Consider the following 13,202-nt stretch of genomic DNA (forward strand, 5'->3'; position numbering starts at 1 on the left):
CCGAGACTATCGCACTCATTGGAATTTGCAACAGTGAGCAAATGCGGCTCCTCTTATAATGTCGCTTTCGAGCAATGCCGGTGGGCAGCATGCCGCACCGGCCACAGGAACGCATCATGGCAAAACACGCAAAAGTGCTGATTCTCGGTTCTGGTCCCGCCGGCTATACCGCCGCGGTCTACGCGGCCCGCGCCAACCTGGAACCGGTGCTGATCACCGGCCTGGCACAGGGCGGCCAGCTGATGACCACCACGGACGTCGAGAACTGGCCGGGCGATGCCAAGGGCGTCCAGGGTCCTGAACTGATGCAGCGCCTGCTGGCGCACGCCGAGGAATTCAAGACCGAAATCATCTTCGATCACATCCACACCGCCAAGCTGGTGGACGACAACGGCCAGCCGGCCCGCCCCTTCCGCCTGATCGGCGACGCCGGTGAATATACGTGCGACGCGCTGATCATCGCCACCGGCGCCTCGGCGCAGTACCTGGGCCTGCCGTCCGAAGAGTCCTTCATGGGCCGCGGCGTGTCGGCCTGCGCCACCTGCGACGGCTTCTTCTACAAGAACCAGGAAGTGGCCGTGGTCGGTGGCGGCAACACCGCCGTGGAAGAGGCGCTGTACCTGTCGCATATCGCCAGCAAGGTCACCGTGATCCACCGCCGCGACAGCTTCCGCGCCGAGCCTATCCTGGTCGACCGCCTGCTGCAGCGTGAAAAGGAAGGCCGCGTGGTGATCCGCTACGACAGCGTGCTGGACGAGGTGCTGGGCGATGAATCCGGCGTGACCGGCATCCGCGTGCGCGGCACCAAGACCGGCCAGGCCGAGGACCTGAAGCTGGCGGGCGTGTTCATCGCCATCGGCCACAAGCCCAACACCGACCTGTTCGAAGGCCAGCTGGCCATGGAAAACGGCTACCTGGTGACCAAGTCGGGCCTGCAGGGCGACGCCACCGCCACCAGCGTGCCGGGCGTGTTTGCCGCCGGCGACGTGCAGGACCATGTCTACCGCCAGGCCATCACCAGCGCCGGCACGGGCTGCATGGCCGCGCTGGACGCCCAGCGCTTTGTTGAAGCCCTGAAGTAAGCACGCCCCTCCGCCGGCCGGGCCGCCACGGCCCGCCGGCGCGTCCCCTGCGGCATCTCCTGCCGCCCCGCCAGTCGATATAATCTGCGCCGAGCCCCCGGAGATTTTTCAATGACGCACGGCGCCAGCAAACCCGACCGACCGCCCCAACGTTTCGGCCTGAACGACCTTGCCAGGCTGCGCGACACCCTCAAGGCCGATACCGAGCGCCGCGAAGCCGAGCGCGTGGCCGCCGAGCAGGCCGCCCGGCGCGCCCGTGAAGAGGCCGACGTCTTCCGCACCAGCGTGGGCCAGGTCAGCCAGCTGCGCGACCGCAACCGCGCCCCCCTGCCCGCCAGCAAGCCCGCCCCGGTGCCGGTGCAGTCGCGCCGCAACGACGAAGCCGTGCTGGCGGCCTCGCTGTCCGATGATTTCGACGTGGAAAGCCTGCTGGAAACCGACGAGACCCTGTCGTTCCGCCGGCCCGGCATCGGCATGGACGTGATCCGCAAGCTGCGCCGCGGCGAATGGGTGGCGCAGGACAAGGTCGACCTGCACGGCCTGCGCAGCGACGAGGCGCGCGAGGCGCTGGCCGAGTTCCTGCGCCGCTCGGTGCGCAACGGCGTGCGCTGCGTGCGCGTGATCCACGGCAAGGGCCTGGGCTCGCCCGACAAGCTGCCAGTGCTCAAGGGCAAGGTGCGCAGCTGGCTGGTGCAGAAGGAGGAAGTGCTCGCCTTCGTGCAGGCGCGCGAGGCCGAAGGCGGCGCCGGCGCGCTGATGGTGCTGCTGCGCCAGCCGCGCACCTGACGCATCGCCACGGATGCACGTTCCGCTTGAATTGCTGATGGGGCGGCTGCCCCTGATCCTCCACATCATGGAGGTGATCGGCGTGCTCGCCTTCGCGGTCTCGGGCGTGGTCGACGCGCGCAAGCAGCGCCTGGACGTGGTCGGCACCTTCGTGGTGGCCTTTGCCACCGCCTTTGGCGGCGGCACCGTGCGCGACGTGCTGCTGGACCGGCGCCCGTTCTACTGGGTCGACCACGAAGGCTACGTGCTGCTGATCTTCGTGATGTCGTTCGGCGCCTCGTTCGTGCTGCGCGTGGTCAGCCGCGTGGCCTCGGACCGGGCCATGATCGTGGCCGACGCGATCGGGCTGGGGCTGTTCTCGGTGACCGGCGCCTCGCTGGCGCTGGTGGCGCAGATGACGCCCACCGTGGCGGTGATGATGGGCATCATCTCGGCCGTGTTCGGCGGCGTGGTGCGGGACGTGCTGTGCAACGAGGTGCCGATGATCCTGCGCGACCGCTCGCCCTACGCCACCTGCTCCTTTGTCGGCTGCTGGATCTATGTCGGCATGACCTGGCTGGCGGTGCAGCAGGAAGCGGCGCTGCTGACCGGGGCAGTGGCGATCATCGCCATGCGGCTGGTGTCGGTGCGCTACGGGTGGAAGCTGCCCAGCTGAACCGCACCCACCAATGAAAACGCCGCCCTGCAAGGCGGCGTTTCTCTATCCTGGCCCGAGGCTCAGACCGCGGCTTCGTCCTGCTCGCCGGTGCGGATGCGGATCACACGCTCGATCTCGGTGACGAAGATCTTGCCGTCGCCGATCTTGCCGGTGTGGGCGGCCTTGACGATGGCGTCCAGCACGGTGTCCAGCTGGTTCTCGGCCACCACCACTTCGATCTTGATCTTGGGCAGGAAGTCGACCACGTACTCGGCGCCACGGTAGAGCTCGGTATGCCCTTTCTGGCGGCCAAATCCCTTCACTTCGGTCACCGTCAGACCGGTCACGCCGACGTCGGCCAGGGCTTCACGCACCTCGTCGAGCTTGAACGGTTTGATGATGGCGGTAATCTGCTTCATGACTGGCCCCTGTTTATCGTTTGTTCACGCGCCTGGCGGCGCATCGCCGCGGTCGCGGCGCTCTCCGGGTGGCATTTTACCAGCCCTTGGCCGCTTGCATTTCCGCCTGCCCCACAGCCAGCGCGGCCGCAGCGTTGGCTAGCGCGCATCCGGGCAGGCCCCGGCCCTGTGGATAAACCTGTGGACAGCCACTGGAGAAACTGTGCACAAGCCGCCACCCAAGAGCCGGAGCTCGACCGGCGCTGCGCTCAGTCCGGCACCTTCTCCAGGTCCGCCAACCACACCACCGACTCTGAATCGCTCGGCGCGCGCCAGTCACCGCGCGGCGACAGCGATCCGCCCGAGCCCACCTTGGGCGCGTTCGGGATGCATGAGCGCTTGAACTGGCTGGTGCGGAAGAAACGGTCCAGGAAGATCGCCAGGTTGCGCTTGATCTCCGGCAGCCCGTACTGGTTGCGTACCACATGCGGGCCGTTGGGCCAGACGCCGCGCTCGCGGTCGCCCCAGGCATGCAGCGCCAGGAAGGCGATCTTGGACGGCGTGAAGCCGAAACGCAGCGTGTAGTAGAGGTTGAAGTCCTGCAGCTCATACGGGCCGATGGTGCTCTCGGTCTTCTGCTCGGGGCCGTGGTTGCTGTCGCCCGGGACCAGCTCGGGGCTGATGTCGGTGTCGAGCACGGCCAGCAGCACGTCGGAACCGCCCTCGCCCACCTGCCCGGTCTCGGCCACCCAGCGCACCAGGTGCGAGATCAGCGTCTTGGGCACGCTGGCATTGACGTTGTAGTGCGACATGTGGTCGCCCACGCCATAGGTGCACCAGCCCAGCGCCAGTTCGCTCAGGTCGCCGGTGCCGATCACGATGGCGTGGTGGAAATTGGCCAGCCGGAACAGGTGGTTGGTACGCTCGCCGGCCTGCACGTTCTCGAAGGTCACGTCGTAGACCTTCTCGCCGGCGGCGTATGGGTGGCCCAGGTCCTTCAGCATGGCCAGGCACGACGGCCGGATATCGATCTCGGTCGCGGTGCAGCCCACCACCTGCATCAGCTGGCGCGCCTGCAGCAGCGTGCGGTCGCTGGTGGCGAAGCCCGGCATGGTGAAGGCCAGGATATTGGCGCGCGGCAGGCCCAGGCGGTCCATCGCCTTGGCGCAGACCAGCAGCGCGTGGGTGGAATCCAGCCCGCCCGACACGCCGATCACCACCTTGCTGATCTTGCTGGCCGACAGGCGCTGCACCAGCGCCTGCACCTGGATGTTGTAGACCTCCATGCAGCGTTCGTCGCGCTGGCGCGGATCGGCCGGCACGTACGGGAAGCGCGCCACGTTGCGCGCCAGCGGCAGCGACTTTTCCAGGGTCAGGTCGAGCGGGAAGCGCACCACGCGGAACTTGTCCACTTCTGCCTTGTGCCGGCGCACCGAGTGGCCGAAGGTGACCTGGTGCATGCGCTCGCGCGACAGCCGCTCGACGTCGATATCAGCGCAGAGCAGGTGCGAGGTATCGGCAAAGCGCTCGGATTCGGCCAGCAGCTCGCCGTTCTCGCAGATCAGCGCCTGGCCGTCCCAGGCCAGGTCGGTGGAAGACTCGCCCTTGCCGGCCGAGGTGTACAGGTAGGCCGCCAGGCATCGTGCCGACTGCTGCGAGACCAGCTGGTGCCGGTACCCGGCCTTGCCGACCACGATATTCGAGGCCGACAGGTTGACCAGCACCGTGGCCCCGGCCAGCGCCGCGAACGACGACGGCGGGATCGGCACCCAGACGTCTTCGCAGATTTCTGCGTGGAAGCGGAAGTCGGGGATGTCTTCGACATCGAACAGCAGCCCGGCGCCGAACGGCACGTCCTGGCCCAGCAGCCGGATCGACTCGACCGCGGCGTTGTCGGCGGCGCTGAACTGGCGCGCCTCGTAGAACTCCCAGTAGTTCGGCAGGTAGGACTTGGGCACCACGCCCTGGATACGCCCGCGCGCGACCACCACGGCGCAGTTGAACAACTGGTGCTCGACCCGCAGCGGCATGCCGACGATCAGCGCCGCCGGCAGCTTGCGCGAGGCCTCGACGATGGTGGCCAGCGCCGCCTCGCAGGCGTCCAGCAGCGCGCGCTGGTGGAACAGGTCGTCGCAGGTGTAGGCGGAGATGCCCAGCTCCGGGAACGCAACCAGCACGGCGCCCTTCTGGGCCGCCTGCGCCGCCAGGGCAATGGTCTCGGCGGCGTTGAAGGCCGGGTCGGCCACCCGGCAGACGGGCACGCCCACCGCGACACGCGCAAAGCCGTGGGAATACAGGTTGAAAAACGGGTTCTTCATATCGGGCCTTGGTTATCGAACCATGCGGACCATGCCGCCGCCTGAAGCATCCCGGGATGCCTCGGCAAGCACTGGTGACGAGGATGCTCCATTTTACGACGCCCGCCCCTGCCGTGCGGCGCAGCAACGGCGCATCGTTTCCGGTAGACTCGATCGATCCACAGACGGGAACTGGTGCAATGCAGTCTGAATCATGCGTGCCCGGCGAGGGCAAGGACCAGCGCCAGCCGGCACGGCACAAGCGCAAGTCGGCAGGCGACCCTGCGCAGGAATACCGTACCGAAATCATCTCCGACCTGGGCGAGATCGATGCCGCCGCCTGGGACGCCCTGGTGGCGCACCACGCCGACGCCACGCCGTTCCTGAAGCATGCCTTCCTGCACGCCCTGCACACCAGCGGCAGCGCCTGCGCCGAGACCGGGTGGAACCCGCGCTACCTGACGTTGTGGGCGCCGGCCAAGGACGGCCGCCCGGAACGGCTGGCCGCGGCCATGCCGCTTTACGCCAAGGCGCATTCCTATGGCGAATATGTCTTCGACTGGGCCTGGGCCGACGCCTATGCCCGCAACGGGCTCGAGTACTACCCCAAATGGCTGGCGGCAATTCCCTTCACGCCGGTGCGCGGCGCGCGGCTGCTGGCCGAAGACGCCCATGCGCGCCGCCTGCTGCTGCAGATGGCGCTGGCGCTGGCCGCCGAAAGCCAGATGTCGTCGCTGCACATCCTGTTCCCCGACGAGGCCGAGGCCGCGCTGATGCAGCAGGCCGGCATGCTGATGCGGCACGGCGTGCAGTTCCACTGGACCAATGACGGCTATGGCAGCTTTGACGACTTCCTGGCCACGCTGTCGCAGAAAAAGCGCAAGAACATCCGCGCCGAGCGCCGCCAGGTCGCGCAGGCCGGCATCGGCTTCCGGCGCCTGCGTGGCGCGCAGATCGACGACGATGCGTGGAAGTTCTTCAACCGGTGCTATCGCCAGACTTACCGCGAGCACCATTCCACGCCCTACCTGAACCTGGACTTCTTCCGGCGCATCGGCGCCGCCATGCCGCAGCACCTGCTGCTGGTGATCGCCGAGCGCGAGGGCCAGCCTATCGCCAGCTCGCTGCTGGTCTATGACGATACGCCCGAAGTCAGCACGCTCTACGGGCGCTACTGGGGCGCACTGGAGTACCACGCCTGCCTGCACTTCGAAACCGCGTACTACCAGCCGCTGGAATTCTGCATCGAGCAAGGCATACGCACCTTCGAAGGCGGCGCCCAGGGCGAACACAAGATGGCGCGCGGCTTCCTGCCGGTGGCGACGCGCTCGGCCCACTGGCTGGCGCATCCCGCTTTTGCCGATGCCGTCGAGCGCTTCCTTGAGCGCGAGCGCCAGGGCATCGACGCCTACCTGGACGAACTGAGCGAACGCAACCCGTTCGCCCGCGCCTGAACACGCAAGCCGGCGCTCAGCGCCACATCCGCCGCAGCGTGTTGTCGCCCAGCATGTAGTGGTGGAACAGCGACGCCATCGCGTGCAGGCCGATCACCAGGTAGAAGGCGGTGCCCAGGGTCTCGTGGACCTCCTTGACGGTGTCCTTCAGCGCCGGGTCGGCCGCCACCATCGCCGGCACTTCCAGCCCCAGCGAAGGCAACGCCAGCAGGTGGCCGCCAGCGTTCATCGCCAGCAGCCCCAGCAGCGGCTGGGCCAGGATATACAAGTAAAGCACCCAGTGCATGGCCTCGCCGGCCAACTGCATCCAGCGCGCGCCCGGCTCCGGCGCGGGCGCGCCGCGCACCAGGCGCCACACCAGGCGCGGCACCGCCAGCACCAGCACCAGCGCCCCCGCCCATACATGGACTGTCATCGCCAGCGCGCGCGGCGGCGTGCCCTTGGCAAAACTGCCCTTCAGCTCGATCGCGGAATAGGCCAGCGCCACCAGCAGGAACACCGCCCAGTGGAAGCACACCGCCAGCCGGTCATAGCGGCGCAGCGGCGACAAGGCCTGCGGCAATGCCTGGATTTCGGTGATGGGATTCATAGGGGACTCCTCTTGTCAGCACCCGCATAGCGTAGCGCAAGGCACTTGCCCGGATGCTGCCGTACATCAAGCGCGCGGCAACAAAAAACCCCGCCGGAGCGGGGCTTCTTCAGCGGCGGTTCAGCTTACTTCTTGTAGTTGGCCACGCCGTCGGTGATTTCCTTGTGGGCTTCCTCGATGCCAGCCCAGCCTTCGACCTTGACCCACTTGCCGGCTTCCAGTGCCTTGTAGTGCTCAAAGAAGTGCTTGATCTGGTCCAGCTGGTTCTGCGGCACGTCCGACAGGCCCTTCATGTAGGCGGTGGCCGGCGACAGCTTGTCCAGCGGCACAGCGACCAGCTTGGCGTCCACGCCCGACTCGTCGGTCATCTTCAGCATCCCGAGTGCACGGCAGCGCACCACGGCGCCGGCCAGGATCGGGAACGGCGACAGCACCAGCACATCCACCGGGTCGCCGTCGCCCGACAGCGTCTGCGGGATGTAGCCATAGTTGGCCGGATAGCGCATGCCTGTGCCGATAAAGCGGTCGACGAACAGCAGGCCGGTTTCCTTGTCTGCCTCGTACTTCACCGGATCGCTCTGGGCCGAGATCTCGATGATGACGTTGAAATCGTTGGGGATGTCCTTGCCCGGGGTTACGAGGTTGAAGCTCATGCGGTTCTCCAGATGCCTGCGCGGTGTTGTTGGATGGCGGGCATTATAGCGGCTCATGCCTGACCGCAGGCTGACAGCTGGGCCAGGCACGGCGCATTGCACGCTGGCCAGTGTCGGCGATAATGGCGCATTCTTCAGCCGTCACTGAAAAGCGCAGCCGCCGTGCTGCCCCCTGTTGCACCCGCTGCCCCGGAGCCACCCATGCACGCCCAGCACTTCGTCGCCAACCGCCTGATCGCGCCCGACAACGGCCTGCGCATCAAGGTCTTCGATCCGTCCAACGGCGAGCCGTTCGCCGAGATCGCACGCGGCAACGCCACCGATATCAACGTCGCCGTCCATGCGGCCCGCCAGGCCGCCGAAGGCGCCTGGGGCCAGATGGCGCCAGCGGAGCGGGTGCGCCTGCTCAACCGCGTCGCCGTGGCGCTGATCGCGCACGAGGACGAACTGGCCGCGCTCGAGGCCCGCGACACCGGCAAGCCGCTGCGCCAGGCGCGCGCCGATGCCCGCGCCGTGGCCCGCTATTTCGAGTTCTACGCCGGCGCGGTGGACAAGCTGCACGGCCAGACCATCCCCTACAACCCCGGCTACACCGTGCTGACCGTGCGCGAGCCGCACGGCGTGACCGGCCACATCATCCCGTGGAACTACCCGCTGCAGATCTTCGGGCGCAGCGTGGGCGCGGCGCTGGCCACCGGCAATGCCTGCGTGGTCAAGCCGGCCGAGGACGCCTGCCTGTCGCTGCTGCGCGTGGCCGAGATCGCCGCCGATGCCGGCCTGCCCGAAGGCGCGCTCAATATCATCACCGGCTACGGCCATGAAGCCGGCGCCGCGCTGGCGCGCCACCCGGGCATCAACCATATCTCGTTCACCGGCTCGCCCCAGACCGGCAAGCAGGTGGCCCAGCTGGCCGCCGAGAACCACGTGCCGGTCACGCTGGAGCTGGGCGGCAAGTCGCCGCAGATCGTCTTTGCCGATGCCGACCTGGATACGCTGGTGCCGGTGGTGGTCAACGGCATCGTGCAGAATGCCGGCCAGACCTGCTCGGCCGGCAGCCGCCTGCTGGTGGAGCGGCCGGTCTATGACGCGCTGCTCGACCGGCTGGCGTCGGTGTTCGAGTCGCTGCGCGTAGGCCCGTCCGAGCTGGACCTGGAATGCGGGCCACTGATCAGCCGCAAGCAGCAGCAGCGCGTGTGGGACTTTGTCTCGGATGCGCAGCACGCCGGCGTGGCCGTGATGGCGCAAGGCCAGATCGTGGCCGACGCGCCCGAGGCCGGCTACTACCAGGTGCCGATGCTGTTCCGCGACGTGCCGCCGGCGCACCGGCTGGCGCAGGAAGAAGTGTTCGGCCCGCTGCTGGCGGCGATGCCGTTCGACACCGAGGCCGAAGCCATCGCACTGGCCAACGGCACGCCCTACGGGCTCGTGGCCGGCGTCTGGACCCGCGACGGCGGGCGCCAGCTGCGCCTGGCGCACAAGCTGCGCGCGGGCCAGGTCTTTATCAACAACTACGGTGCCGGCGGCGGCGTTGAACTGCCCTTCGGCGGCACCGGCCAGTCTGGCTACGGCCGCGAGAAGGGCTTCGAGGCCCTGTACGGATTCACCACCCTGAAAACCATCGCCATCCAACATGGGTAACATCAATTTCCTGTCCGTCGCCTTTGCCATCTTCTTTTTCTGGATGGCATGGCATGTCCGGAACAAGCGCGCCACCAATCCTTCCGGCATGCCGCGGCTGCAGGTCTTCAAGCGCAAGTGGGGCGACGTCGTCGGCGACCGCGTGCACTGGTGCCTGTATGTGGCACTGCCCTTCCTGCTGGCACTGATGATGGTTGCCAATGCCCTGCGCGGGCGGGGGCCGTTCTCGCACTAGGCATTGAGTACCCCGCAGCACGGAACACCAGAACATAACCACGACACCAGGAGACAAGCCATGAGACTGGCCAACAAGGTAGCGATCATCACCGGCGGCGGTTCCGGGTTCGGCGAAGGCATTGCCCACACCTTTGCGCGCGAAGGCGCCAACGTGGTGGTCGCCGACCTGCGCGAGGAAGCCGCCGAACGCGTCGCCGCCGCGATCCGCGACGCCGGCGGCCGGGCCCGCGCGGTGCGCGCCGACGTTTCGCGCGAAGCCGGCACCGAGGCCATGCGCGAAGCCGCGCTGGCCACCTTCGGCGACGTCCATATCGTGGTCAACAACGCCGGCACGACCCATCGCAACAAGCCCATCCTCGAAGTCACCGAAGAGGAGTTCGACCGCGTCTACGCCGTCAACGTCAAGAGCATCTACTGGTCGGCGCGCACCTTTATCCCGCATTTCCGCCAGCGCGGCGGCGGCGTGTTCGTCAATATTGCCTCCACCGCCGGCATCCGGCCGCGCCCGGGCCTGGTCTGGTACAACGGCAGCAAGGGCGCGGTGATCACCGCCAGCAAGGCCATGGCCGCGGAACTCGGCAAGGACAATATCCGCGTCAACTGCGTCAACCCCGTGATCGGCGCCACCGCCCTGCTCGAAGAATTCATGGGCATGCCCGATACGCCCGAGAACCGCGCCAGATTCCTTGCCACCATCCCGATGGGCCGCATGTCGACCCCGCAGGACGTGGCCAACGCCTGCCTGTACCTGGCCTCGGACGAAGCTGCCTTTATCACCGGCACCTGCATCGAAGTGGACGGCGGCCGCTGCGTCTGAGCCGGTGCCGGCCACCTGCCTTCCCCGTTAGTCGTAGCTGTAAACGCATCATACAGAAGCGCCATATCCTCAGGAGACAGCATGACAACAACCGCAGTAAACCCCGGCATCAGCGACGCCGCCTTTGAAGACGCCACCTACCGCAAGGTCAGTTGGCGCCTGGTGCCCTTCCTCTTGCTGTGCTACGTGGTGGCCTACCTGGACCGCGTCAACGTGGGCTTTGCCAAGCTGCAGATGCTCAACGACCTGCAGTTCAGCGAGACCATCTATGGCTTGGGCGCCGGCATCTTCTTTATCGGCTACTTCCTGTTCGAAGTGCCCAGCAACGTGATCCTGCACAAGGTGGGCGCGCGCATCTGGATCGCGCGCATCATGATCACCTGGGGCGCGATCTCGGCGGCGATGATGTTCGTCACCACGCCGACCATGTTCTACGTGCTGCGCTTCCTGCTGGGCATTGCCGAGGCCGGCTTCTTCCCCGGCATCATCCTGTACCTGACCTACTGGTACCCGGCCAACCGGCGCGGGCGCACCACCACCTACTTCATGACCGCGGTCGCGCTGGCAGGCGTGATCGGCGGGCCGCTGTCGGGCTGGATCATGCAGTCCTTCCACGGCCACAACGGCTGGTCCGGCTGGCAGTGGATGTTCCTGCTCGAGGGCATTCCGTCGATCCTGGTGGGGCTGTGGGTGCTGGCCTACCTGGACGACCGCATCGCCCACGCCAAGTGGCTGTCGCCGGAAGAGAAGGCGCTGCTGGAGCGCAATATCGCCAGCGAGGATGCGCACAAGGAAGACCCGCCGATCCGCACCGTGATGTCCAGCCCGCGCGTCTGGCTGATGAGCGCGATCTACTTCTGCTTCGTGATGGGCCTGTACGGCGTCAGCTTCTGGCTGCCGACCATCATCAAGCAGACCGGCGTCAAGGGCGCGCTCGATATCGGCCTGCTGACCGCCATCCCCTATGGCTGCGCAGTGGTCGGCATGGTGCTGGTGGCCTACAGCGCAGACCGCAGCGGCGAGCGCCGCTGGCATATCGCGCTGCCCGCGCTGGCCGGTTCGCTGGGCCTGCTGCTGTCGGTGCAATGGCATAGCGACACCACGCTGGCAATGGTGGCGCTGACGCTGGCCACCATCGGCATCCTGACCACGCTGCCGCTGTTCTGGAGCCTGCCGACTTCCTTCCTGGCCGGCACTGGCGCGGCCGCGGGCATCGCGCTGATCAACTCGCTGGGCAACCTTGCGGGCTTCCTCAGCCCCTATGCAGTGGGCTGGCTCAAGGACCTGACCCACAGCACCGATTCGGGCATGTACCTGCTGACCGCCTGCCTGGTGGTGGGCGCGGCGCTGACGCTTTCGGTGCCCAAGCGGCTGGTGAGCCGGAAATAGCCCGTCCGCCAGGATCAGACGCCGTCAACGGCCCTTCCCTTTGCGGGCAGGGCCGTTTTTCTTCCTGCACCTGCGAAGTCGCTCACACGCCGCCTGCGGGCCACAATGCGCCGTCGGCTGACGCGGATGTAGGACCAAGCCCGGCAGTGTCGCCCACCCTTGGGCCCTAGGATGGAAAAGAGAGACCCGGAGTGATCCCACGGGGTCCTCCGGGGCATCTGATTCCGAAGCTCGCCCAAGGAGGCCACGATGCTGCACCTGCCCCCGTTTGCCCCTACCCGTTCGCTGGAACTTGTCGAAGCGCGCCTGGCACGCCGCTCGCGCGTCAAGCGCCTGGTGATCGCGCTCAGCGCCGGCGTGGTCGCACTGCTCGCCCTGGTGCCAGCGGCCAGCCATGCGCAGGCGCCGGTGGTGGAGGCCAACCCTGCGCCTGCCGCCCCGGCACCCGCTACTCCGGCCGGCACCATGGCGCCGACCCCGGGTGCCACGATGCCGGCCGCGCCGCCGGCCGACACCATGCCCCCTGCCACACAACCCGCGCCGGGCATAGCTGCGCCTGCCACGGCAGCACCGCCGCCGACGGCATCCCCGGCACCCGCGCCCACCGGCACGCCACCAGCCGCGCCGGCGCCAGCGCCGATGGCAGCGCCCGCGCAGCCACGCCCGCCGCTGACCACGCCGCCCCCGCCGCCGCCGCGTGATGCGATGGTCCAGCGTACGGCCGGCTCGGTCGCCTATATCTGCGGCGGTGTCGCCGAAGACGAGCAGGTCGCGCTGCAATCGGAGGCGCGCAAGTACAACATGAGCCTGCTGTTCACGCAGGGCGCGCGCGGCGAGTACCTGTCCGACGTGGACGTCAAGCTGATGCGCGGCGGCAAGGAAGTCGCCAGCTTTGTCGCCGACGGTCCGCGCTGCCTGGTGAAGGCGCCGTCGGGCACGTACAACGTGCGGGCGACTTACCAGGGCCGGACCAAGACTGCCACGGTCAGCACCGGCGGCAAGAACGCGCAGATGCGCTGGTAGTCAGCTGGAACGGCGCGCCGTGCGGCGCGCCCGTGGAGGAGGAAAAAAGGCTCGGCATCTTGCGATGTCGAGCCTTTTTGTCTTGGAAGTCATTGGCAGGCTTCCGCACAGCATCCGCTTACCGATTGGGTGCTCCCCTCTCCCGCAAGCGGGAGAGGGGAGCAAACCGTCAGTCCGCCTGGCCATCCCCCAGCATCTGCCC

Annotated in this window: 13 protein-coding genes; 9 read left to right on the plus strand and 4 right to left on the minus strand. The window is 67.5% G+C overall.

Annotation, left to right across the window (positions count from 1 at the left end; all coding sequences use genetic code 11):
• Positions 1-116 precede the first annotated feature (116 nt).
• From trxB to AC3WRI_RS05335, 3 genes are all read left to right on the plus strand, one after another.
• Positions 117-1,082: a thioredoxin-disulfide reductase gene (gene trxB / locus AC3WRI_RS05325; protein WP_010813000.1), complete on the plus strand. Its 966-nt coding sequence runs from the start codon at positions 117-119 to the stop codon at positions 1,080-1,082.
• 111 nt (positions 1,083-1,193) lie between these two features.
• Positions 1,194-1,868 (plus strand): Smr/MutS family protein, encoded by a 675-nt coding sequence (locus AC3WRI_RS05330; RefSeq protein ID WP_010813001.1) that lies wholly within the window; start codon positions 1,194-1,196, stop codon positions 1,866-1,868.
• A gap of 13 nt (positions 1,869-1,881) precedes the next feature.
• The gene (locus AC3WRI_RS05335) at positions 1,882-2,523 is read left to right on the plus strand and encodes a trimeric intracellular cation channel family protein (protein ID WP_011614676.1); all 642 of its coding nucleotides are present in this window, start codon (positions 1,882-1,884) and stop codon (positions 2,521-2,523) included.
• Between the two features lie 62 nt (positions 2,524-2,585).
• Here AC3WRI_RS05335 and glnK read toward each other — a convergent pair whose 3' ends face one another.
• Together glnK and AC3WRI_RS05345 are read right to left on the minus strand one after the other, a co-directional pair.
• Entirely contained in the window at positions 2,586-2,924 is a 339-nt protein-coding gene (glnK, locus tag AC3WRI_RS05340; protein WP_006162803.1) for a P-II family nitrogen regulator, read from the minus strand.
• Between the two features lie 248 nt (positions 2,925-3,172).
• Complete coding sequence (locus AC3WRI_RS05345; protein ID WP_010813003.1) at positions 3,173-5,221, minus strand: NAD(+) synthase; 2,049 nt, start codon at positions 5,219-5,221, stop codon at positions 3,173-3,175.
• Positions 5,222-5,400: 179 nt separating this feature from the next.
• On the opposite strand from AC3WRI_RS05345, the gene AC3WRI_RS05350 reads away from it, so the two are divergent.
• Positions 5,401-6,654: a GNAT family N-acetyltransferase gene (locus tag AC3WRI_RS05350; protein WP_011614675.1), complete on the plus strand. Its 1,254-nt coding sequence runs from the start codon at positions 5,401-5,403 to the stop codon at positions 6,652-6,654.
• 16 nt (positions 6,655-6,670) lie between these two features.
• Here the strand turns inward: AC3WRI_RS05350 and AC3WRI_RS05355 are convergent, their stop codons facing one another.
• Entirely contained in the window at positions 6,671-7,243 is a 573-nt protein-coding gene (locus tag AC3WRI_RS05355) for a cytochrome b (RefSeq protein ID WP_492292714.1), read from the minus strand.
• Positions 7,244-7,368: 125 nt separating this feature from the next.
• A complete protein-coding gene (gene ppa / locus AC3WRI_RS05360) occupies positions 7,369-7,896 on the minus strand; it encodes an inorganic diphosphatase (RefSeq protein ID WP_010813006.1) in 528 nt (175 codons plus the stop codon).
• 201 nt (positions 7,897-8,097) lie between these two features.
• Between ppa and AC3WRI_RS05365 the strand changes: the two genes are divergently transcribed.
• From AC3WRI_RS05365 to AC3WRI_RS05385, 5 genes are all read left to right on the plus strand, one after another.
• Positions 8,098-9,534 carry an aldehyde dehydrogenase family protein gene (locus AC3WRI_RS05365; protein WP_010813007.1) on the plus strand — a complete coding sequence of 479 codons (1,437 nt, stop codon included), beginning with the start codon at positions 8,098-8,100 and terminating at the stop codon, positions 9,532-9,534.
• Complete coding sequence (locus AC3WRI_RS05370) at positions 9,527-9,769, plus strand: hypothetical protein (RefSeq protein ID WP_010813008.1); 243 nt, start codon at positions 9,527-9,529, stop codon at positions 9,767-9,769. Before AC3WRI_RS05365 ends, AC3WRI_RS05370 begins: the two co-directional genes overlap by 8 nt.
• A 60-nt stretch (positions 9,770-9,829) precedes the next feature.
• Complete coding sequence (locus AC3WRI_RS05375) at positions 9,830-10,588, plus strand: SDR family oxidoreductase (RefSeq protein WP_010813009.1); 759 nt, start codon at positions 9,830-9,832, stop codon at positions 10,586-10,588.
• 81 nt (positions 10,589-10,669) lie between these two features.
• The gene (locus AC3WRI_RS05380; protein ID WP_011614674.1) at positions 10,670-11,977 is read left to right on the plus strand and encodes an MFS transporter; all 1,308 of its coding nucleotides are present in this window, start codon (positions 10,670-10,672) and stop codon (positions 11,975-11,977) included.
• Positions 11,978-12,616: 639 nt separating this feature from the next.
• The gene (locus AC3WRI_RS05385) at positions 12,617-13,000 is read left to right on the plus strand and encodes a hypothetical protein (protein WP_081225841.1); all 384 of its coding nucleotides are present in this window, start codon (positions 12,617-12,619) and stop codon (positions 12,998-13,000) included.
• The last annotated feature ends 202 nt before the right edge of the window (positions 13,001-13,202 follow it).

The organism is Cupriavidus sp. FW305-27, from assembly GCF_058787995.1.

Excerpts from the sequence above, each read along its gene's own strand:
- trxB (WP_010813000.1), top strand. The coding sequence starts at position 117 with ATGGCAAAACACGCAAAAGTGCTGATTCTCGGTTCTGGTCCCGCCGGC.
- AC3WRI_RS05330 (WP_010813001.1), top strand. The coding sequence starts at position 1,194 with ATGACGCACGGCGCCAGCAAACCCGACCGACCGCCCCAACGTTTCGGC.
- AC3WRI_RS05335 (WP_011614676.1), top strand. The coding sequence starts at position 1,882 with ATGCACGTTCCGCTTGAATTGCTGATGGGGCGGCTGCCCCTGATCCTC.
- glnK (WP_006162803.1), bottom strand. The coding sequence starts at position 2,924 with ATGAAGCAGATTACCGCCATCATCAAACCGTTCAAGCTCGACGAGGTG.
- AC3WRI_RS05345 (WP_010813003.1), bottom strand. The coding sequence starts at position 5,221 with ATGAAGAACCCGTTTTTCAACCTGTATTCCCACGGCTTTGCGCGTGTC.
- AC3WRI_RS05350 (WP_011614675.1), top strand. The coding sequence starts at position 5,401 with ATGCAGTCTGAATCATGCGTGCCCGGCGAGGGCAAGGACCAGCGCCAG.
- AC3WRI_RS05355 (WP_492292714.1), bottom strand. The coding sequence starts at position 7,243 with ATGAATCCCATCACCGAAATCCAGGCATTGCCGCAGGCCTTGTCGCCG.
- ppa (WP_010813006.1), bottom strand. The coding sequence starts at position 7,896 with ATGAGCTTCAACCTCGTAACCCCGGGCAAGGACATCCCCAACGATTTC.
- AC3WRI_RS05365 (WP_010813007.1), top strand. The coding sequence starts at position 8,098 with ATGCACGCCCAGCACTTCGTCGCCAACCGCCTGATCGCGCCCGACAAC.
- AC3WRI_RS05370 (WP_010813008.1), top strand. The coding sequence starts at position 9,527 with ATGGGTAACATCAATTTCCTGTCCGTCGCCTTTGCCATCTTCTTTTTC.
- AC3WRI_RS05375 (WP_010813009.1), top strand. The coding sequence starts at position 9,830 with ATGAGACTGGCCAACAAGGTAGCGATCATCACCGGCGGCGGTTCCGGG.
- AC3WRI_RS05380 (WP_011614674.1), top strand. The coding sequence starts at position 10,670 with ATGACAACAACCGCAGTAAACCCCGGCATCAGCGACGCCGCCTTTGAA.
- AC3WRI_RS05385 (WP_081225841.1), top strand. The coding sequence starts at position 12,617 with ATGGCAGCGCCCGCGCAGCCACGCCCGCCGCTGACCACGCCGCCCCCG.